Origin of the sequence: Actinoalloteichus hymeniacidonis, from assembly GCF_014203365.1 — a bacterium.
GTDB lineage: Bacteria > Actinomycetota > Actinomycetes > Mycobacteriales > Pseudonocardiaceae > Actinoalloteichus_A > Actinoalloteichus_A hymeniacidonis.
In genome coordinates this window covers 5,936,671-5,955,426 of sequence record NZ_JACHIS010000001.1, presented here as the reverse complement: position 1 = coordinate 5,955,426, position 18,756 = coordinate 5,936,671, and the positions used below count along the sequence as shown (strand labels likewise).

Here is an 18,756-nt window from a genome sequence, read left to right as displayed (position 1 = left end):
TGCGCAGGCACGCCGCGCCGCAGCGTCGACGGCACGATCAGGATTCGCCGGGCAGCGCGAACAAGCCGTCCTCGGTCTGCTCGGCCAATCCGTCGACGAGCAACGAGTCCAGGCAGCGATCTCGTTGGCCGTCGTGTTGCCACACCAGGTCGAGCTTGGCCCGTTCCACCGGCCCGGAGGCACCGCGCAGCACGTCCAGCAACAGCCCCCGGACCTGCCGGTCGGTTCCCGCGAAGCGCTGGGTCGGCCGGGTGGGCCCCGCATAGGCGGGTTTGCCCGCCTGTTGCCAGGCGCAGTCCACCCGTACCGGACAGTCCACGCAGGTCGGGTTCCTGGCCGTGCAGACCAGGGCGCCCAACTCCATGAGCGCGGCCGAATAGCGGGCGGCTCTCGCGTCCTCCTCGGGTAGCAGTGTGTCGACGTCGGCAAGGTCGCGGGTGGTCGATGGCGGACCTGCCTCCGCCGAGCCGTGCACGGCCCTGGCGACGACTCGACGCACGTTCGTGTCGACGACGGGTGCCCGGCGGCCGTAGGCGAACGCGGCGACCGCGCGTGCCGTGTAGGCGCCGATGCCGGGCAGCGCCAACAGCGTGTCGACATCGGAGGGGACGACGTCGCCGTGGTTCTTGGCGATGGCCGCCGCTGCGGCGTGCAAACGCAGGGCCCGCCGGGGATAGCCGAGTTTGCCCCAGGCCCGAAGGACGTCCGCTGCGGTGGCCTCGGCCAGCGACGACGGCTTCGGCCAGCGTTGCATCCAGTCCTGCCAGATCGGCTGCACGCGGACCACGGGGGTCTGCTGCAACATGATCTCGCTGACGAGCACGCCCCAGCCGGTGGTCTCCGGGTGGCGCCAGGGCAGATCGCGGCCGGTCCTGTCGAACCACGCGATCAAGGTCGTGGGGGCTAACACCGTGGACTTCATGACGACTCGATCCTGGCAGTACCGCCCTCGGCGATGCACGCGGGCCCCGGTTCGCGACTGCGGGGATCGGCCGGCGCGTGACCGGCTGGCGAATGCCGGTCTCTACTGGGCCACTTGGGTGAGTGCTCACAGTGTTGCCACGCTGCGGCGATGCGCTTCCTGCGGCAGCGGAGTGAACTCATGTGCAGATTTGGTGACATTCGGTAGCTAACGAGCAGGGCACCGTTACGCTTCGTTTCGCTTGGTAAGGAATGAGAGAGCCTCTCAGCTGGATACCGTCTCTGGTAACAATCGTCGGGCCATGCCCGCAATGGGCTGGAGGAGCGGTGAAGCAGGCAAGACTGGTCGCCTCGGTGCTGGCTGCGGGCGTACTGGCTGCCGGATCGATCTTTGGAGCGACACCGCGCGGCATCGCACAACAATCGGATATGTCGGATCTTTCCGCCGCCGATCAAGCGGCGAATTATCCGGCGAGTCTCGAAGTCGCCATCGAACGCGATCTTGCGACCGACCCGATCACCTATGCGTCGAATTCCCTCGCCGCAGCAGATGCCTCCGCGACCGCCGATGCCCTCCGTGATCAACTGGCCGACAATTTCGGTGGCGCCTGGTTCGACCCGGCGGCGGGCAGACTCAACGTCGCGGTGACAAGTCAGGGTGCGGCCGACATGGTCCGGCAACGCGGCGCCGAGGCACACATCCGAGGCGTGAACGAGGAACGACTGATCGAGGTCTCGGCCGATCTCCGCGCCTGGATCGACGGCTTGCCCGCAGAGCGACGGGCCCTGATCTACGGGCTCTCCACCAGCGCCAAGACCAGCTCCGTCACCCTCGCATTCTCGGCTACCTCGGCGGGCCGCTCGCTGGCCGCCGAATTACCCGGCGACCACGGCGTCGAGCTGAACACCGAGTTCGTGCTCGAACCCCCGCAGACCCAACAGGCCGCCGACCTGCTCGGCGGGCAGGGCATCAGCGCCGCCGCCGAGGACGGCTCCGAGTTGGCGAGCTGCTCGCTGGGTTTCAACGCGATCGACGGCCAAGGACGCGCGTTGGCGTTGACCAGCGGGCACTGTGCCACGGATGCGGCGACGATCCTCGCGGCGGACGGTACCGAGATCGGCGTTCCCGAGCGCGTCGCCTGGAACAGCATCGCCGATGGCGATGATGGCGACGATTACGCGAGCGTGCGGGTGCAGAATCCGAATCTGATCGCGCAGCCTGCGGTGACCGACTGGCAGGGCGGCACCCTGCCCGTCGAAGGCGTCGTCGCCCCGATCGAGGGCATGCAGGTCTGTCATTCCGGCCAGACCAGCCAGTGGGAGTGCGGCCAGATCCAGCAGGTCGACGTCGAGGTGCGGGTCAACGGCCCCGACGGCACCGTCAAATCGCAGCGAAGCTTCTGGTACGACGCCTGCACGGAACGCGGCGACAGCGGCGGGGCCGTGCTGGCCGGGACCCTGGCCGTCGGCCTGCACAGCGCCGGGGCGTTGACGCCGGACGATCGGCGTTGTCTCTCGACGATCGGCGAGCAGAACATCGCCTTCGCCGAGCCCTTGGCCACCGATGTGATCGGCGACTTCGGTGACGACCTGCGGGTGCTCACCACCACGGCGGACACCGATGGCGACGGGGTGCCCGACCACGAGGAGCTGGCCGCCGATCGGACAACGGTGCACGACGCCAACGGCGATGGAGTCCCCGCCTTCCTGGACCCCGACGAACCGACGTTGGGCGTCCCGGTGGTGACCTCCCCGGAGGACGGTTCCCGGCACACCGAACGCAGCCTGCCGATCGTGGGCACTTCGAAGCCCGGTGCGACGGTCACCGTCACCTATCGGGGACAGAGCCATCTGGTGACCGCCGATGATCGGGGCGAATGGCGGCTGCCCGCCGAGGAGCAGCTCGCGCTCGGCCACTACGAGATCACCGTCTCGCAGTCGTGGACGGCGACCAACGGATCGCAGTGGCAGTCGGGGGAGACGACCAGCGGGTTCTTCATCGCTCCCGGCCCGCCCGCCATCACCTCGCCGCAGGACGGCGCGGAGATCGACGAGACCGCGCCGATGATCTTCGGCACGGGGGAGCCGGGTGCCGTGGTCGAGCTGACCGTCGACGACGTCGATCTCGGCACGGCCTCCGTCGTGGACGACAACGGCGAATGGTCGATCACCCTGGTCGAGCCGCTGTCACACGGCTCGCACACCATCGCCGCTGTCCAACTGGTCGAGGACGTCGGCTCGAATCCGACCAGCATCACGATCACCGTGCTGCCGAGCGAGGGCGGCCACACCACCGTCATTCCGGAGGCACCCGGCGGCCCCGGAGCGAACCCGCCCACCGGCGGCGACCCCGACTTGGCGGACACCGGCGTGTCGGTGGCGCTACTGGCCCTGCTCGGCACGGCCGGTCTTGTCGCGGGGACGCTGCTGATGCTGCGGCGCAGGCGCGAACAACTGGGCGTGGCGGGGCAGACCGAGGCCGACTGAGCCAGGCAGGCTCGGCGGCGGTCAGTCGCCCCGACGCAACTCCGCCAGCGCGGCACGCAGGTCGGGGACGACCACGGCACGCAGCTCGGGAGGCAGCGGCCCGGAATCCGGCGGAACCAGCGCCCTGGTGAAGCCGAGCCGGGCCGCCTCGGCGAACCGCCTGCCCGCCCCGGCGACCCGGCGAATCTCGCCGGCCAGGCCTACCTCGCCGACCACGGCGAGATCCGGCGGGAGCGGCCGATCGTTGGCCGCAGAGGCCACGGCCAGCGCCACCGCGAGGTCTGAGGCGGGTTCGTTGACCTTCATGCCGCCGACCGTCGCGGTGAAGACGTCCGACTCGCCGAGCCGCACCCGGCCGCGCCGCTCCAACACCGCCAGGATCATCGAGACCCGAGCGGAGTCCAGGCCGCTGACCGCGCGTCGCGGCATGGCCAGCGTGGATTTGGACACCAGGGCCTGCACCTCGGCCAGCAGCGGCCGTTTGCCCTCCACGACGACCGTCACCGCAGTGCCCGCGACCGCGGTCTCGCGCCGGTTGAGGAACAGCCCCGAAGGGTCGGCCAGCCCGACGATGCCGTCGTCGGCGAGTTCGAAGCAGCCGACCTCGTCGGCGGGGCCGAATCGGTTCTTCACCCCGCGCACCATGCGCAGAGTGGAGTGCCGGTCGCCTTCGAAGTGCAGCACGACGTCGACCAGGTGTTCCAATACCCGAGGCCCCGCGACCGAGCCGTCCTTGGTGACGTGGCCGACCAGGACCACCGGCAGGCCGCGTTCCTTGGCCAGCGCCGTCAACGCGACCGTGACGGCGCGGACCTGCGTCACACCACCCGGACTGCCCTCGACCTCGGGTGACTGGACGGTCTGCACCGAGTCCAGGATCAACAGCCCGGGGCGGACCGCGTCGACGTGGCCCAGGACCGCCGACAGGTCGCTCTCGGCGCTGACGTAGAGGGATTCGTGCACGTTGCCGGTGCGCTCGGCTCGCAGCCGGACCTGTCCGGCGGACTCCTCACCGGTGATGTAGAGCGCGGGGCCACCCGGGCCCGCCGCCCACTGGTGGGCGACTTCGAGGAGCAGGGTCGATTTACCGACGCCCGGTTCGCCTGCGAGCAACACCACGGCCCCCGGCACGATCCCGCCACCGAGGACGCGGTCGAGTTCGGGAACGCCGGTCGGTCGGGCTCTGGCCGCTTCGACATCGACATCGGCGATCGGCCGCGCCGGCGTCGCCGGGGCACCCGCCGCCACCCGGCTCAGACTGGAGCGGCTCGGTGCGGCGGTCTCATCGATGCTGCCCCACGCCTGGCATTCGGGACACCGCCCGACCCACTTGGGCACCTCGAGGCCGCATTCGCCACAGCGGTACCTCGGTCGGGCGGGCTTCGCACTCTTCGTCGGGGCCACGGGTCAGCAGACTAGGCCGCCGCCCCGACGCGATGTCGATCGCGGCCGCCGGTGGTGCTCGAAGTCAGCTGGATGCGACTACGCGCCGACCCCGTGGGGGATCGGCGCGTCTCGCGGACTCAGGGCCGACTAGCGGCGGATTTCAGTGCTCGTCGTTCTGCTCGACCGGGCGGCCCTCGGCGGGCGGGCCAAGCGGAACCTGGAGCGAGATCTGGCCTGCGTTCTCGAAGACGAACACGACCTCGAGGTTGGTGCCTGCCTGCACGTCGTTGACGAGCTCGTCCAAGACCACCGTGATCACGTTGTCTTCGAGCGGCTGGCGGTTCGCGGAGGATTCCGGCTGGTCGGACGGGCTGGTCTCGTCACCCGTCGTGTTGTCCTGGTCGCCGTCCTGGTTCTCGGCGTCCTCGGAGTCCTGGTTCTCGCCGTCCTCGTCCTCGGTGTCACCGGGGGTGCCGGAGGCGTCTGCGGACTCCTGCTGCTCGGCCAGCTGCCGCTGCGCGTCGGTCCAGTCCCTCGGGTCGACGGTCGCGACGATGCTGGTGCCGCCGGGGATCACCGTGTCGCCCTGGACCTGCACGACCTGCGCGGACGGGCTGGTGATCTCGACGAGCGTGTCGGTCACCGAGCCGGTGTTGACCAGGGTCACGCTCAGCGGGACGCTGTCGCCAGCCTCGTAGCGCGGGTCCTCGCCGACCGGGAAGAGCAGCTGAGCGTCGCGGATCGCCATGTCCCCGACGTCACCGTTGATGCCGTCGATGATCGGCTCTTTGCGGGAGGTCTGGGTGATCTGACCTGCACTGCAACCGCCTGCGATCAGGGCGATGCCTGCTGCCAGCGCCACGGGTACGAGACGTCGACGGGCCGAGCCCGTTCCGATCCCACGCCGCACCGTCTGCTCTGCGCGTCTCAATGCGGGTCCTCCCTGTAGACCATGCCGCTGACGGGCTCGAGCCCGTGACCTCCTGCGCAGCCTAACCAACGGCTTTCGCGGTCGTGACATCAAGTCCCCGAGGTACCCGATCGGTATTAGTCCACAATGGACCAGTCAGCCGATCTTCTGCGAACGCCCTTGCATGTTCTTCGGCTGTTTGTCAACCCCCGGACACTGGCGCTGACCTGCGCGGAAGGTTGGTCGGTCGGCCGGACGTGAATTGCCCTGCGTGTTAAGATGGCATCAGCGAAAGGGGCAGAGGACACATGGTTTTCAAGGTCGGAGAGACCGTCGTCTACCCGCACCACGGTGCCGCTCTCATCGAAGCAATCGAGACCCGTGTGATCAAGGGCGAGGAGAAGAAGTATCTCGTCCTGAAGGTTGCGCAGGGCGACCTCACCGTGCGAGTGCCCGCAGACAACGCCGAGATCGTCGGTGTGCGGGACGTCGTAGGGCAAGAGGGCCTGAATCGGGTCTTCGAGGTGCTGCGTGCTCCCCACACCGAGGAGCCGACCAACTGGTCTCGGCGGTATAAGGCCAATCTTGAGAAGCTCGCCTCCGGCGATGTGAACAAGGTTGCCGAAGTGGTGCGCGATCTCTGGCGGCGTGAGAAGGATCGCGGTCTGTCCGCGGGCGAGAAGCGCATGCTGGCCAAGGCCAGGCAAATACTGGTCAGTGAGTTGGCGTTGGCAGAGGGCACCGATGAGGGCAAGGCTGAAATCTTGCTCGACGAGGTTCTGGAAACTGCTTCCTGAAAATTGGGCACCCTGAGTAAATAGGGAAGTAGCGGACAGTGAGTGTCATTGCGGTCGTGCCTGCGGCCGGACGTGGCGAGCGCTTGGGTGCTCAGGTGCCGAAGGCGCTGGTCGAGGTCGCAGGCGAGCCGTTGTTGGTACACGCGGTGCACGGATTGTTGTCCGCCGGATGCGTCGACCATGTCGTGGTCGCCGCCCCAGCGGCCGAGGTGTCCGTCGTCGTCGCTGCCGTGGAGCGTTTCGGGTCGCAGGTCAGCGTGGTCGTGGGTGGCGCTGAACGTGGCGACTCGGTGCGTCTGGCACTGCGGAGCGGCCTTACTGTCTTGCCCGGGGCCCGGGTGGTGTTGGTGCACGATGCCGCGCGGGCTTTCACCCCGGTCGAGGTCATCAGGTCGGTCGTCGACGCGGTGCGTTCGGGATTGCCTGCGGTGATTCCGGTGCTGCCGGTGGCCGACACCGTCAAGCAGATCGATTCGACGGGCCGGGTGGTGGCGACCCCGGATCGGGCCGGATTGCGGTTGGTGCAGACCCCGCAGGGCTTCGACGTCGATGTTCTTCGAAAGGCCTATGGGCTCGATTCTGACCCCGATGGGGCGAGCCCGATGTCGATTCTCAACACCGATGACGCCGGATTAGTGGAGCAGTCCGGCATTCCGGTGCATATCGTTGCCGGTCATTCCCATGCCTTCAAGGTGACGACCCCGTTCGATCTCGCGGTGGTCGACGCCATGCTGGCGCAGAAGGCAGTGGCGGCGGAGCGAGCCGACGAGACCGTGGGAGAGGCCCGATGACCGAGCTGTCCGCTCTTGCCGTGCCACGGGTCGGCTTGGGCACCGACGTGCACCCGATTCAAGAGGGTAAGGACTGCTGGCTGGCCGGACTGCACTGGCCGGACGCGACCGGCTGTGCAGGCCACTCCGATGGTGACGTCGCCGCGCACGCCCTGTGTGACGCGATGCTCGGCGCGGTCGCTCTCGGCGATCTCGGTTCGGTGTTCGGCACCAGCGCGCCCGAGTGGGCGGGTGCGCACGGCGTGGCGCTGCTCGGCGAGGTGCGACGCCGTTTCGAGGCGGCGGGCTACCGACTCGGTAATGCTGTCGTGCAGATCATCGGCAACGCCCCACGAATCGGCCCCCGCCGCGAAGAGGCCCAGCGGGTCCTCTCCGAGGCCGCAGGCGGCCCGGTGAGTGTGACTGCCACCACCACCGACGGTCTGGGTCTCACCGGCCGAGGTGAGGGCGTGGCAGCGATCGCCACGGCGCTGTTGGTGCCGGTTCAGGGCTGAGGGTCCTTCTCAACACAGAGCCGAGCATCGTCCCTGGATCAAAACACACAGGTGCCATTCTCGTAATGGCCGTTGGCCTGGTAATCGATGCGGCTGATGCGCGCTGACTCCTGTTTGATGCGAGCGATGAGCTTTTTGCCCTGATGTTCGATCCTTGCGGAGATCAGGTCGACGATGCGGTCAGTCAGCACGCCTTCTGCACAAAGCGGTCGGCCCGGTCGGTCGCAGAATATGGGCCATACCTTCGCCCTTCAACAAGGCGAGCCAGCCGACGTAATCTCGTGCCTCCTTTGGCCTCTCGATTAGAGTGCATGGGTGACCTCGACGAGTTCCTCCTCATCGGCGTCCACGGACGTGCTACCCGTGGAGCAGTACGTTGCCAGGCTCGCCCGCAAACGGATGGCGGCAGGTGTGCTTTTTCGCGATGCCGAGGATCGGGTGTTGTTGGTTGAACCGTCCTATAAACCGAACTGGGAAATTCCCGGTGGTGCGGTGGATTCCGATGAGTCGCCGTGGGCCGCTGCGACCCGTGAGTTGGCGGAGGAACTTGGTTGGGACCGTCCGCTCGGTCGGCTGCTCGTCGTGGACTATGTGCGGCCGCAGGACTCCCGTCCCGAAGGCGTGGTGTTCGTATTCGACGGTGGAGTCTTGGATGCGACGGACATGATTGGGATGGAATTCGTCGACGCCGAAATACTTTCCGTAGGGTTCTATGCGCCGGACCAGGTCGCCGAACGGGTCAAACCGCTGCTAGCTGACCGCGTATCCGCTGCGATGGAGGCGGTCGATCAGGGAACGACGGTGCTGTGCGAGCAGGGCCGCCGGATCGACTGAACCGGCGTCCCTACCCGTTACCGCCGTCAGCCGTCCCCGGTGGTCGGCATGTCATCCAGCCAGCGTCCCGCCACCTGCAGGGTCTGGTCTGCGATCGTGTGTTGTTTGCCTGCAGCCCGATAGAGACTGTCGTGGATGCCGTCGGCGTACAGCAACCCGCCGAGGTCGCGTCGGATCTTTGCAACGGGGGAATCGGTTCGGTACCCGACCGCACCCAATAGCAGCGCTAGTTCCGCTGCGGCCTGGTTGGCGGTATCGATGCCGTGGGCCTTCATCGCCGCGCCCCAGCGCTCCGCATCCTGGTGCTCAGTGTGGGAGAGCTGCGCGGCCACGACTACACCAAGCAAGGCGGTCATGAGCTGGGCGTGGGTGCGGCCGAGGGTGACCAGCGCCGTGTCCCGCAGTCGCGTCAGTTCACCGTTGTCTCGGCGGGCGACGAGGGTCGCGGCTACTGTGTCGAACACTGCGGCCGCGCCCCCCAGTGCTGTTGCGGTGACTAGCGGCCGGTAGGCGGCGAAGTGTTCGCGCAGCAGTTCCATCCCGTCTCCGTGCAGCACGTCGGTATCCCGGACCGGTACTGCATCCAGTTCCAGAACACCCCAACTCCAGCCAGCCAGACCTGTCGGCGACAGCGGCTGGCGGTGTAGGCCCGGCGTGGTGGCATCGATTGCGGCGGCAGCCAGGTGCCCATGTGGATCGAGGAAGAACACCACGAACACGGCTGCCTCGTTCAACCGGCTGATCCACGTCTTGCCGCCGGTGATCAGCCAGGTGCCATCTGATCCGTGCACGGCTGCTGTGCGGGTCTCGGCTGGCCGCGAGCCACCATGGGCCTCGGTGACGGCGATACCGGCTAACTCGCCAGCTAACAACCGGGGAATCCAATGCTGCCGCGCTCGGGCACTGCCGTGGCGGGCGATGAGCTGGCCGTGCCCTAAGCCGGTGGCATCGCGCAGGTCGATATCCCGATACCCGCACACGAACTGCGTGAGTACGCCGAACAGCGGTGGATGCCCGCCGGTGTTCAGGTGGCCCCGCACGGCCAAGGCACGGCGGATGTCATGAAGCCGGCGACTGCGCTCGACACCTCCTGTGAGACCTGCATCGAGCGGATGGGTGACGAGTGTTTCGTTCAGGGCTGCGGCCAGTTCTGACAACCGAGGCCAGTCGACAAGCCTCGCCGGATCCAGCACAGGTAGGAGCGATTCCAACCACCTCCCGATGGCTCCAGGGGGCCGCCCGTTGCTGATCGACTCGATACTCACCTAGACCTCCCCGTGGACCCTGGCCGGGTGGCCATAAGCCAGGGCCCCGGGAGGGATGTCGCGGGTGAGCAGCGAACCGGACCCGATCAGCGCTTGCTCGCCGACTCTGATACCGGCCAGCACTATCGAACCGGAGCCGATTTTTGCGCCGGTGTCGAACTGAGGTGCGATCAGGAGCGGCTTGCGAAGGGGATCGCGCCAAGTCAGTGTCTTGTCGTTGATCGTGCGAACCCCGGCCCCTAGGAACACCCGGTCGGCCAACACGGTGGAACTGGTGATGTGTGAGCCGGGAGAGCAACGAACCTCCCGACCGATTCGGCTGGCGCGTTCGACGGTCAGATGGTGGCCGAGCTGGGATTCGGCGCCGACCTGAACATCGGTGCGCAGCAGAGTGTGATGCCCGATGAGTACGTTGAGACCGATCTGAACGTCCGCGTAGACGACGGCGCCGCTGCGGACCACTGCACCAGCGCCGATCATTGTGCCGCCGCCGACCCCGGGGTAGACCCGGCCGACCGCGTAGCCCAGCTCCGGAGTTCCCACTATGGTGTGCCCCTCGATACGGGCGTGTGCACCGATGGTGGTGCCGCCGTGGACCACGGAGAAGGGGCTGACCACGGCGCCGGAGTGGATCGTGACCGGACGCAGAGTGCCAAGCGCGTCGGTGGGCACGAAAACCGCGAACCGACTGATCCGGGCGCCGGGATCTGCGTGAAGCAGGCCTGCACGGTCCAGCTCGGCTGCAGTCAACTCCTGCGCTGGAGGCTGGTTCGATGGAACTTGTGGCATCGCCATCGAAGTAGATGTGGTGGGGCTGGTCATGGCATCCCTCCACCACGGCAGGGACGGGTGGACTGCCGAGGCGGTTTCCAGCACACGACTGCAGCAGGCCGTTGACCAGTCCTTTTGCAAGGTTTGGAAGCAGAATTGCACGGTACGCAAATCGCCTGGCACTGATAGTAATCAGTTGGATACGCTGGGATATCCTGGCCTGAGCAAGGAGCGCAGGCGATGAATGCTCCCCACGCGGTCTGGCACACCGACGCTGTGCGCGCTGCCCTCGAATCCGGAAACGCCGGGGCGATCGTGCGCGCGGTGCGTCAAGCTAACCACTGGACCCTCGCGAAGCTTGCGGCACGGTGTGGCTACTCGGTATCGACGCTCTCGCGGCTGGAGACGGGCAAGCAGCCGCTGCGGGATCTTCAGGTACTGCGGGGCCTTGCCGACGCACTGCGGATCCCGAGTCACCTACTCGGGCTCGCGGATATTTCGGCACGGTTCGTGTCAGTTTCGCGACCCGCCGCTATGGTCGAGTCCATCCTGGCGCCGGACGAGGAGACCGACCCGATGCGTCGTCGCACGCTGTTGGCAGGACTGAGCGGGTTGGCAGGCGCCGCCGTCCTCGGTGCACCCGCCCTACGCGGTGCACCGAGCGACCCGGTCACCGTGTTGGAGAGCACCCTGCTCGATTCTGCTTTGAGTTCTGGCGTTCCGACCACGCTGCCTCAGCTGCGGCACGACGTGGCTACTGCGCGGGCCACGTTTCAGCAGGGCCGCTACACAGACGTCGCCGCACGCCTACCGAGGCTGCTAGCCACTGCGATGGCCACCGGTGCCGAGGGCGTGGACGAGAACGATCGTGCCGACGCGACCGGCCAACTCTCCCAGCTGTATGTCCTGTCATCCGAGCTGATGGTCAAGCTTGGTCGGGACCGGTTGGCGTGGACCACCGCCGACCGAGCAGTGAGCACTGCTTACGGCGCCGGAGACGACGTGCTCACTCAGGCTGCCGCCCGCCGAGCCTGGGCAATCGTGCTGCGCCGCGCTGGCCACACCGCGACCGCCGAGCGCCAGATCATCGACGCTGCCGCCGTCCTGCAACCTGACCTGAACCGGGGGCCGGAATACCTGTCGGTGTACGGATCGCTGCTGTCCACTGCCGCCTACACGGCCGCCGTCGATGGGGACCGCGATACTGCGCACACTTTGATCGGCGAAGCCGTTCAGGCGGCTGGCCGCTTGGGTGTCGAGGGCAATCACCGGTTCACCGCGTTCGGGCCGACCGGCGTGGGGTTGTACGAGATCAGCATTGCGCGGGTCCTCGGGGATTCCGGTGCGGCGATCGAGGTCGCTCGCCGCATCAACCCCGCCGCGATCCCGCTGACCGAACGGCAGGCCCGCTACTGGTCCGACGTTGCGCGGTCGTACCACCAGTGGGGCAAACCCGCGCAGTGCTACCGGGCGCTGCTGGCCGCCGAACATGCCTCGCCGGACGAGGTCCGCTACCGCAAGCCCATCCAGGAGATCACCGCAGGCCTGCTCCATCACCCCACGGCGAACACCCTGCCCGGCCTGCGTGGCTTTGCCCGCCGCGCTGGCGTACCGGTCTGAACCGAAGCAGTGCCCCGCGACCGGGTCCGCTCCCCGGCGGCGCTGGCATAGAGCGGCCTCCGGTCCGGTGTGGTCCGGAGGCCGTTGCCGTGGGCGGGTCAGTTGAGCCGGTCGGCCTTCACCGCTGCCAGGAATGTGCCGAAGGCAGCGCGCTCGACCATGAGGGTTCCGCCCGCGCGGTTCTTGGTGTCTCTGATGCCGACTAAGCCGGGGGCCCGGCCGACCTCGACGCAAGAGCTTTGCTGTCCAGATCGTGTCGATTTACGCCATCTATGCAGGTCCGTCATCATGTCGCAACGTCCTCTCGTGCGCTGTCAGTGGAGCCGGTTAGCTTTCACTGCCGCTAGGAAGATGCCGAACGCGCCGCGTTCGATCACGAGGGTTCCGCCTGTGCGGTTCTTCGTATCTCTGATGCCGATCAGGCCGGGAGCCTGGCCAACCTCGACGCATTGGCTCTGCCCGCCGCTGTGTGCTGACTTCTGCCAATTGTGGAACTGTCGGGGTGCCGTCATGTTGCTACCCTCTTTCAAATGTTCCGCTGAGTTGCTGGCGGTCCTTACGCAGGCGTTGTGAGTCTTGGTGCTGTTAGCGCCATCGGTCGGTTCCATAGCAGCCTGACGGGGGCTCTAGCGCAACCGATCCGACTTGACTGCGGCTAAGAAGGCGCTGAACGTCGACTTATCGAGGAGTAGCGTGCCGCCCGCTCTGTTCTTGGTGTCTCGGATGCGCATGTTTCTTGGATCCTGGCCCACTTCAATGCATGAGGTGGTCTGGTGTGAGCGCTTTGACTTGCGCCATGAGATCGGCTCGTTCATGAATCCCCATTCCGTCGATGCTGATCTGCATAAGAGGTAATTACCTCGGCAGACTCGGCTCCGTTCAAGGCGATATCCAAGAGGCTACTGCGGGCGTTGAGGAAGGATTGGGTGTGTGGTCGCTTATGGAGAAATGTTGCGGAACCAACGTGCTCGAGATGAACAATTGGTGGTGCGACGGGGAACTCAAGTAGGACCCAGGCGCCTGCCAGTCCGCCGTGCGCGCCTGCTGATAGTGGGATCACCCGGACGTCAACGTTCTTGCGGGAGCTGGCTTCGAGCAGGTAGTCCAGCTGGTCTGCCATCACGCAGTGTCCGCCTATGTGGCGGAGCAGAACTGATTCTTCGATGAGCGCGGTGAAGTGTGGGCCGTCCTTGCGATGAAGGACATCCTGCCGCCCGAGGCGGTACATCACTCGGGGAAGAATTTTGTCGGCTGCCAGATCGCCATCCGACATGACAGCCATCGCGTAGTCCCTGGTCTGAAGCAGCCCAGGAACAAGCATCGGATTGACCTCGGTGATCGCGGTGGCCTGTTGTTCGTACTTGATCAAAGTATCGAGCAGGGTGGGCAATCCGGGACTATTCACCTCCGACCAGGTCGCTCGCGTGGCGTCTCGTGCCATTTCGAGGATTCGGTCGTAGTCCTCGTTGTCGGCTCCGATGGCGCCGAGCCACCTGGCGATCTCCTCGGGAGAAACCTTCCGCACCCCTGACTCGGTGCGACTGACCAGGGTGTGATCGGCGCCGACCAATCGACCTACAGCACGGACCGTTAGCCCTTTCGCGAGGCGGAGTCGCTTCAACTCCTCGCCGAGCGCATAGACAAGCGGGCTCTTGTTTGTGCTGGCCATGCATCGAACGATAGCGCCGCCACTCGATTGGGCGGATAGGCCGAGCGGAGCTTGACAGTAGCTGGGTCACTTCCAGAAGCTGGTGCTGTCCCAGTTGCAGACAGTGACATTTCCGGAGTCGCTCATGTCGATCGACGGCTTTGTCGGTACCGCGTTGGGCGGGTTGGCGCTCATGGTGTTCGGAGTGGTGTTGATCTGGATCTCCTTCGGGGAGCCGGTCGCCGTCCTGGCCTCGCACAGCCCGCGAGCCACGCGAACCGCGTCCGACCACCGCTATTCACCGCAGGCCACGCACACCACCGCCCGCGCGACAGCACCTCGACGCATTGCCGCGTCACCTCGTGACGAGGCATTACTGACCATCGGCTGGCCAGACGCGGCCACCTCGACCTCTTCGGAATGGGAGACCGAGCCCGATCCATTCCCGCTCGATGACTTCGCCTTCGAGCCAGCGCGATTCGACCCGACGGCGGGTGATGTGTTGCTACTGCGGGAAACACTCGACGCCGATCCCGCAGAGGACGACTTCTACTGCGTGGCCGCGATCGCCGCGCGTTGCTGGCAAACCCCGTCGCAGTCCCAAGAACCACAGGGCTCCCACCAATCGCCGCTCCACCGGCACCCCACACCATCGCCCGGCTATGTCACCGCCTTCACCGGCAGTCTCGACGTCCCGCTCCGGAGCGCCGCATGATCTATCCCGACGCCGAGCTGTTCAGTCTGATCCCCGCCGACCTACGCGGCAGGCGCCGAAGCAGCCAACGAATCGCGATCACCGTCGACCGGTCCGCACACCGGGTCCTTCTCGAACTCGGGTTCAGCTCCGCAGGTCTGGCCGCGCTCAACCCCACGACCACCCGTTCACTGATCGACAACATCGACCTGCGACAACCCGGCGAGACCCGACTGCGCGCGCTCGGCCCTGGTTTGGCGCCTCGCGTGGTGGTGCTGACCGTGTATCCCGGCGTGGGGATCGATCTGGCTGTCCTCGGCGAACGCGCACCCCGTGACGCCTGGCGAATCGGGCTCGATCGCCTGCCACGACTGGTGATCGCCCTGGTCGACGCCATCAACCTCGTCGATCCCTACCCGCTGCCCACCGGCGTCGAACCGCTGCCGACGACCCCCACCGGCCCGATCGAGTTCCGCAGGCGCATCGAACCATCCCGTAGGGCTCGGCAGCCTCGGATCCTGCGGGCAGGACGGTGATCCCCGGTTGGCACGGCGACCCACAGTTGTTCTGGGAACCCGTCGCCAGGCCGAGATCCGCCGTCTCCGACCGGCACGCCGCGCCCCCGCCCCGACCGCCCGCAGGCACCGAGATCACGGCCTTCTGCGGCACCCGGCTCGTTGTCAACAGCGACGCCGCCCGCAGCGATCCGACTCGACCACAGCTCACCTGCCCGGCCTGCGCCGATTACGCCTGGGTGTTGCGCGGCAATCCCACCCGATCTCCCGACCAGTAAGAGCCGACGACCGGTAGCACCGGCCGAAAGGCCCATGGTGTCCGCGCCGCCCGACGACGTACCGTGGAGCGCGTGGCGATTCGCGGCGTGCTGTTCGACTTCTCCGGGACCCTGTTTCGGCTCGAACCGGGCCCGGCCTGGTTTCGCGGCCTCGGCGATGGGGCAGGCTCCCCGCTGTCCGAGGATGCCGAGGCCAAACTGATCGTTCGGCTCACCGCGCCCGCAGGCGAGGAAGCGGGCCTGCCCCCCGAACTTCGAGATGCCTGGAATCGTCGGGACCTCGATGCCTCGCTGCATCAGACGGTTTATCAAGCCATCATTCGCGAAGCGGGCATCGATGAGAAGTTGGCCGAACCGCTTTACCGGCGGTTGATCGACCCCGCCTATTGGCGGCCTTATCCCGACACGGCGTCGGCATTGCGGGGGCTGCGCGCAGGCGGGATTCGCACGGCGGTGGTCAGCAACATCGTCTGGGACGTCCGGTCGGCGTTGGCGAGCATCGACGCGGCCGAGTTGGTCGACGAGTACGCCCTGTCCTACGTCGAAGGGGCGATGAAACCCGACCTCAAGCTGTTCCAGATCGCCTGCGAACGGCTCGGCGTCGAGCCCGCCGAGACACTGATGGTCGGCGACAGCCCCGAGGCCGACGGCGCGGCCGCCGAGTTGGGCTGCACCGTGGCGATCGTCCCGCCGCTGCCGACCGACCAGCGGCCTGCCGCCCTGCTGGACGTGCTCGGCAAGCATGGGCTGTTGGATTCCGCGCCTGCTTGATGATGAAACGGACTTCGTCAACCCTTTCTGTTGCGGAAGTCTGTGATTCCGTACCCTTTCCGATGTGACTTTGCGCCTACACGACACCGGTACTCGAACCACCCGGGACTTTCGTCCGCTACAGGACGGCGTGGTGTCGATCTATGTGTGTGGGGCGACCGTCCAGGGAATTCCGCATATCGGCCATGTGCGCAGCGGGCTCAACTTCGACGTGCTGCGCCGCTGGCTGATGCTGGCAGGCTATGACGTGCTCCTGGTGCGCAACGTCACCGACATCGACGACAAGGTCCTGACCAAGGCCGAGGCCGCAGGCAGGCCGTGGTGGGAGTGGGCCGCGCGCTTCGAGCGGGCCTTCGAGGACGCCTACGACAAGCTCGGCTGCCTCCCGCCGTCCGTCACGCCTCGGGCGACCGGACACATCACGCAGATGGTCGAGCTGATGCAACGGCTCATCGACCGAGGTCACGCCTACGCGGCCGACGGCGACGTCTACTTCTCGGTGACCAGCTACCCCGACTACGGGCAGCTCTCCGGGCAGCGACTGTCCGAGATGCAGCAGGGCGAGTCCGCCGCGACCGGCAAACGTGACCCGCGCGACTTCACCCTGTGGAAGGCAGCGAAGCCGGGGGAGCCCTCGTGGCCGACCCCGTGGGGCCCCGGTCGGCCCGGCTGGCACCTGGAGTGCTCCGCGATGGCCACCTACTACCTCGGCCCGCGCTTCGACATCCACGGCGGCGGCGCCGACCTGGTGTTCCCGCACCACGAGAACGAGGCGGCCCAGTCGAACGCCGCAGGCGACGGGTTCGCCGAATACTGGCTGCACAACGCCTGGGTGACCATGAGCGGCGAGAAGATGTCCAAGTCGCTGGGCAACACCGTCGGCATCCCGGTCATGTTGGAGCGGGTGCGGGCCCCCGAGCTGCGGTATTACCTCGTCTCGGCGCACTACCGCTCCAACCTCGAATACAGCGAGGAAGCACTGGGCGAGGCGGCCAAGGCCTATCAGCGGATCGAGGCTTTCGTCCGCAAGGCCACCGACGCCACCGACGAGCAGTCCGCCGACGAAGCCGCCCTGGTCGCCACCCAGTCCTGGGTCGAGTTCGCCGCCGCGATGGACGACGACCTCAACGTGCCTCGGGCGCTGGCCGTCGTGCACAACCTGGTGCGGGCCGGTAACCAGCTGCTCGCCGAGGACTCCTCGGCCGAGGGCAGGTCGGCGCTGGTCGAGCACGTCGCATTGGTCCGTAGAATGTTGGCGAGCCTCGGCCTCGACCCGCTCGCCACCGAGTGGGACACCGCAGCCGGTAGCACGGAAGACCGCGCGGTTGGGGTCCTCGGCGAACTCGTGCAACAGTTGTTGGTCGAGCGGCAGAACGCTCGGGCAGCCCGCGACTTCGCGAGTGCCGATGCGATTCGCGATCGGCTGCTTACGGTCGGGATCGCTGTCGAAGACGGTCCGGACGGGCCGACATGGACTGTGAAGGACAGCAACTGATGGCGGGCAACTCCCAGCGGCGTGGTGCGATGCGCAAGCCGGGCACCAAGAAAGGTGCCACGACCGGCTCCGGCGGTCAGCGACGCAAGGCACTGGAAGGGCGCGGGCCCACGCCGCGTGCCGAGGACCGGCCCTACCACCCGGCGCATCGGCGGGCCGAACTCGCCAACCGGGCGGCGGCCAACCGTGAGCAGCGTTCGAAGTCGGCCGGTACCGGCGCCGAGACCATCGCGGGACGCAACCCGGTGGTGGAGTGCCTGCGGGTAGGCGTGCCCGCCACCGCGCTGTATGTGGCCAGTGGGATCGAGCTGGACGATCGGGTGACCGAGGCCGTCAACCTCGCCACCGAACAGGGCGTCGCCGTCTCGGAGGTCTCGCGCACCGAGCTGGACCGCATCACCCAGGGCGCCATGCACCAGGGCATCGGGCTCCAGGTGCCGCCCTTCGACTACGCCCACCCGGACGACCTGATCACCGCAGCCGGTGAATCGAGCGGTCCGCCCCTGCTGGTGGCGCTGGACGGGGTCACCGACCCCCGCAACCTCGGCGCGGTCATCCGCTCGGCTGCGGCCTTCGGCGCCAACGGCGTCGTGGTTCCGCAGCGCCGCAGCGCGGGTCTGACGGCCGTCGCGTGGCGGACCAGCGCGGGCACCGCGGCCAGGATCCCCGTGGCCAAGGCGACAAACCTGACCCGAACCTTGAAGGATTGGGCGAAACAGGGTTTCATGATCGTCGGTCTGGACGCCGACGGTTCCATCAGCGTGGACGAACTGGAATTGGCGACCGGGCCGTTGGTGGTCGTCGTCGGCTCCGAGGGCCGTGGACTGTCACGGTTGGTCAAGGAGACCTGCGACGAGACCGTGTCGATTCCGATGTCCACCGACGTCGAGTCGTTGAATGCTTCGGTGGCAACCGGCGTGGTGCTGGCCGAGGTGGCTCGTCGCAGGCGCCTGTCCTGATCAGGCGAAGGGCGGCGAGGAGCGACGAACGCGCTGCTCGCCGCACCGATGCGGACGAGGTTGACCATCTCGGGTACTCGGCCGTCTTCGATCGGTTAGAGTCGCTCGCCAGACGTCGAT

General features: G+C 67.1%; 22 protein-coding genes. 12 read left to right on the top strand and 10 right to left on the bottom strand.

The window, feature by feature from the left end; translation table 11 throughout:
* Positions 1–37: 37 nt before the first annotated feature.
* On the bottom strand, positions 38–922 hold the full coding sequence (locus BKA25_RS25455) for an HhH-GPD family protein (RefSeq protein WP_069846067.1): 885 nt from the start codon (positions 920–922) through the stop codon (positions 38–40).
* Positions 923–1,248: 326 nt separating this feature from the next.
* On the opposite strand from BKA25_RS25455, the gene BKA25_RS25450 reads away from it, so the two are divergent.
* On the top strand, positions 1,249–3,408 hold the full coding sequence (locus BKA25_RS25450; RefSeq protein ID WP_069846069.1) for a S1 family peptidase: 2,160 nt from the start codon (positions 1,249–1,251) through the stop codon (positions 3,406–3,408).
* A gap of 21 nt (positions 3,409–3,429) precedes the next feature.
* Here the strand turns inward: BKA25_RS25450 and radA are convergent, their stop codons facing one another.
* Positions 3,430–4,812, bottom strand: coding sequence for a DNA repair protein RadA (radA, locus tag BKA25_RS25445; RefSeq protein WP_069846071.1), 1,383 nt, complete (start codon positions 4,810–4,812; stop codon positions 3,430–3,432).
* 142 nt (positions 4,813–4,954) lie between these two features.
* The gene (locus BKA25_RS25440) at positions 4,955–5,725 is read right to left on the bottom strand and encodes a hypothetical protein (RefSeq protein WP_157420896.1); all 771 of its coding nucleotides are present in this window, start codon (positions 5,723–5,725) and stop codon (positions 4,955–4,957) included.
* A gap of 287 nt (positions 5,726–6,012) precedes the next feature.
* Between BKA25_RS25440 and BKA25_RS25435 the strand changes: the two genes are divergently transcribed.
* The 3 genes from BKA25_RS25435 to ispF are packed head-to-tail and all read left to right on the top strand — an operon-like array spanning position 6,013 to position 7,786.
* A complete protein-coding gene (locus BKA25_RS25435; RefSeq protein ID WP_069846075.1) occupies positions 6,013–6,501 on the top strand; it encodes a CarD family transcriptional regulator in 489 nt (162 codons plus the stop codon).
* A 38-nt stretch (positions 6,502–6,539) separates the two neighbouring features.
* Entirely contained in the window at positions 6,540–7,292 is a 753-nt protein-coding gene (gene ispD, locus BKA25_RS25430) for a 2-C-methyl-D-erythritol 4-phosphate cytidylyltransferase (protein ID WP_069846077.1), read from the top strand.
* A complete protein-coding gene (gene ispF, locus BKA25_RS25425; protein WP_069846079.1) occupies positions 7,289–7,786 on the top strand; it encodes a 2-C-methyl-D-erythritol 2,4-cyclodiphosphate synthase in 498 nt (165 codons plus the stop codon). Before ispD ends, ispF begins: the two co-directional genes overlap by 4 nt.
* Before the next feature lie 38 nt (positions 7,787–7,824).
* Here ispF and BKA25_RS25420 read toward each other — a convergent pair whose 3' ends face one another.
* Positions 7,825–7,977 (bottom strand): hypothetical protein, encoded by a 153-nt coding sequence (locus tag BKA25_RS25420; RefSeq protein WP_157420897.1) that lies wholly within the window; start codon positions 7,975–7,977, stop codon positions 7,825–7,827.
* 124 nt (positions 7,978–8,101) lie between these two features.
* Here BKA25_RS25420 and BKA25_RS25415 point away from each other — a divergent pair, with 124 nt between their 5' ends.
* Positions 8,102–8,620 (top strand): NUDIX domain-containing protein, encoded by a 519-nt coding sequence (locus BKA25_RS25415; RefSeq protein WP_236750455.1) that lies wholly within the window; start codon positions 8,102–8,104, stop codon positions 8,618–8,620.
* A 26-nt stretch (positions 8,621–8,646) separates the two neighbouring features.
* Here the strand turns inward: BKA25_RS25415 and BKA25_RS25410 are convergent, their stop codons facing one another.
* Positions 8,647–9,885: an acyl-CoA dehydrogenase family protein gene (locus BKA25_RS25410; RefSeq protein WP_084642414.1), complete on the bottom strand. Its 1,239-nt coding sequence runs from the start codon at positions 9,883–9,885 to the stop codon at positions 8,647–8,649.
* Complete coding sequence (locus tag BKA25_RS25405; RefSeq protein WP_216637775.1) at positions 9,886–10,827, bottom strand: hypothetical protein; 942 nt, start codon at positions 10,825–10,827, stop codon at positions 9,886–9,888. It lies immediately after the preceding gene.
* A 69-nt stretch (positions 10,828–10,896) separates the two neighbouring features.
* Between BKA25_RS25405 and BKA25_RS25400 the strand changes: the two genes are divergently transcribed.
* Entirely contained in the window at positions 10,897–12,276 is a 1,380-nt protein-coding gene (locus BKA25_RS25400) for a helix-turn-helix domain-containing protein (protein ID WP_069846084.1), read from the top strand.
* Between the two features lie 98 nt (positions 12,277–12,374).
* Here BKA25_RS25400 and BKA25_RS25395 read toward each other — a convergent pair whose 3' ends face one another.
* The 4 genes from BKA25_RS25395 to BKA25_RS25380 all read right to left on the bottom strand — a co-directional run bounded on the left by BKA25_RS25395 (position 12,375) and on the right by BKA25_RS25380 (position 13,945).
* Positions 12,375–12,566: a DUF397 domain-containing protein gene (locus BKA25_RS25395; RefSeq protein ID WP_236750456.1), complete on the bottom strand. Its 192-nt coding sequence runs from the start codon at positions 12,564–12,566 to the stop codon at positions 12,375–12,377.
* 24 nt (positions 12,567–12,590) lie between these two features.
* Complete coding sequence (locus BKA25_RS25390) at positions 12,591–12,788, bottom strand: DUF397 domain-containing protein (protein ID WP_084643526.1); 198 nt, start codon at positions 12,786–12,788, stop codon at positions 12,591–12,593.
* A gap of 114 nt (positions 12,789–12,902) precedes the next feature.
* The gene (locus BKA25_RS25385) at positions 12,903–13,091 is read right to left on the bottom strand and encodes a DUF397 domain-containing protein (RefSeq protein WP_084642416.1); all 189 of its coding nucleotides are present in this window, start codon (positions 13,089–13,091) and stop codon (positions 12,903–12,905) included.
* A complete protein-coding gene (locus tag BKA25_RS25380; RefSeq protein WP_084642418.1) occupies positions 13,088–13,945 on the bottom strand; it encodes a helix-turn-helix domain-containing protein in 858 nt (285 codons plus the stop codon). The genes BKA25_RS25385 and BKA25_RS25380 overlap by 4 nt, the downstream gene beginning before the upstream one ends.
* Positions 13,946–14,069: 124 nt before the next feature.
* Here BKA25_RS25380 and BKA25_RS25375 point away from each other — a divergent pair, with 124 nt between their 5' ends.
* The 6 genes from BKA25_RS25375 (at position 14,070) to rlmB (ending at position 18,636) form a co-directional block, all read left to right on the top strand.
* Entirely contained in the window at positions 14,070–14,639 is a 570-nt protein-coding gene (locus BKA25_RS25375; RefSeq protein WP_069846086.1) for a hypothetical protein, read from the top strand.
* Positions 14,636–15,154, top strand: a complete 519-nt coding sequence (locus BKA25_RS25370) for a hypothetical protein (RefSeq protein WP_069846087.1) — start codon at positions 14,636–14,638, stop codon at positions 15,152–15,154. The genes BKA25_RS25375 and BKA25_RS25370 overlap by 4 nt, the downstream gene beginning before the upstream one ends.
* Positions 15,151–15,411: a hypothetical protein gene (locus BKA25_RS25365; RefSeq protein ID WP_069846089.1), complete on the top strand. Its 261-nt coding sequence runs from the start codon at positions 15,151–15,153 to the stop codon at positions 15,409–15,411. The genes BKA25_RS25370 and BKA25_RS25365 overlap by 4 nt, the downstream gene beginning before the upstream one ends.
* A gap of 72 nt (positions 15,412–15,483) precedes the next feature.
* Positions 15,484–16,182 carry an HAD family hydrolase gene (locus BKA25_RS25360; RefSeq protein ID WP_069846091.1) on the top strand — a complete coding sequence of 233 codons (699 nt, stop codon included), beginning with the start codon at positions 15,484–15,486 and terminating at the stop codon, positions 16,180–16,182.
* A gap of 64 nt (positions 16,183–16,246) precedes the next feature.
* A complete protein-coding gene (gene cysS, locus BKA25_RS25355; RefSeq protein WP_069846092.1) occupies positions 16,247–17,677 on the top strand; it encodes a cysteine--tRNA ligase in 1,431 nt (476 codons plus the stop codon).
* Positions 17,677–18,636 (top strand): 23S rRNA (guanosine(2251)-2'-O)-methyltransferase RlmB, encoded by a 960-nt coding sequence (gene rlmB / locus BKA25_RS25350; protein WP_069846094.1) that lies wholly within the window; start codon positions 17,677–17,679, stop codon positions 18,634–18,636. The genes cysS and rlmB overlap by 1 nt, the downstream gene beginning before the upstream one ends.
* Positions 18,637–18,756 lie beyond the last annotated feature (120 nt).

What these genes read in the sequence shown, in the direction of transcription:
- BKA25_RS25375 (WP_069846086.1), top strand. Translation starts at nt 14,070, where the DNA reads ATGTCGATCGACGGCTTTGTCGGTACCGCGTTGGGCGGGTTGGCGCTC.
- BKA25_RS25435 (WP_069846075.1), top strand. Translation starts at nt 6,013, where the DNA reads ATGGTTTTCAAGGTCGGAGAGACCGTCGTCTACCCGCACCACGGTGCC.
- rlmB (WP_069846094.1), top strand. Translation starts at nt 17,677, where the DNA reads ATGGCGGGCAACTCCCAGCGGCGTGGTGCGATGCGCAAGCCGGGCACC.
- BKA25_RS25390 (WP_084643526.1), bottom strand. Translation starts at nt 12,788, where the DNA reads ATGACGGCACCCCGACAGTTCCACAATTGGCAGAAGTCAGCACACAGC.
- BKA25_RS25385 (WP_084642416.1), bottom strand. Translation starts at nt 13,091, where the DNA reads ATGAACGAGCCGATCTCATGGCGCAAGTCAAAGCGCTCACACCAGACC.
- BKA25_RS25455 (WP_069846067.1), bottom strand. Translation starts at nt 922, where the DNA reads ATGAAGTCCACGGTGTTAGCCCCCACGACCTTGATCGCGTGGTTCGAC.
- ispF (WP_069846079.1), top strand. Translation starts at nt 7,289, where the DNA reads ATGACCGAGCTGTCCGCTCTTGCCGTGCCACGGGTCGGCTTGGGCACC.
- BKA25_RS25400 (WP_069846084.1), top strand. Translation starts at nt 10,897, where the DNA reads ATGAATGCTCCCCACGCGGTCTGGCACACCGACGCTGTGCGCGCTGCC.
- BKA25_RS25380 (WP_084642418.1), bottom strand. Translation starts at nt 13,945, where the DNA reads ATGGCCAGCACAAACAAGAGCCCGCTTGTCTATGCGCTCGGCGAGGAG.
- BKA25_RS25370 (WP_069846087.1), top strand. Translation starts at nt 14,636, where the DNA reads ATGATCTATCCCGACGCCGAGCTGTTCAGTCTGATCCCCGCCGACCTA.
- BKA25_RS25395 (WP_236750456.1), bottom strand. Translation starts at nt 12,566, where the DNA reads ATGATGACGGACCTGCATAGATGGCGTAAATCGACACGATCTGGACAG.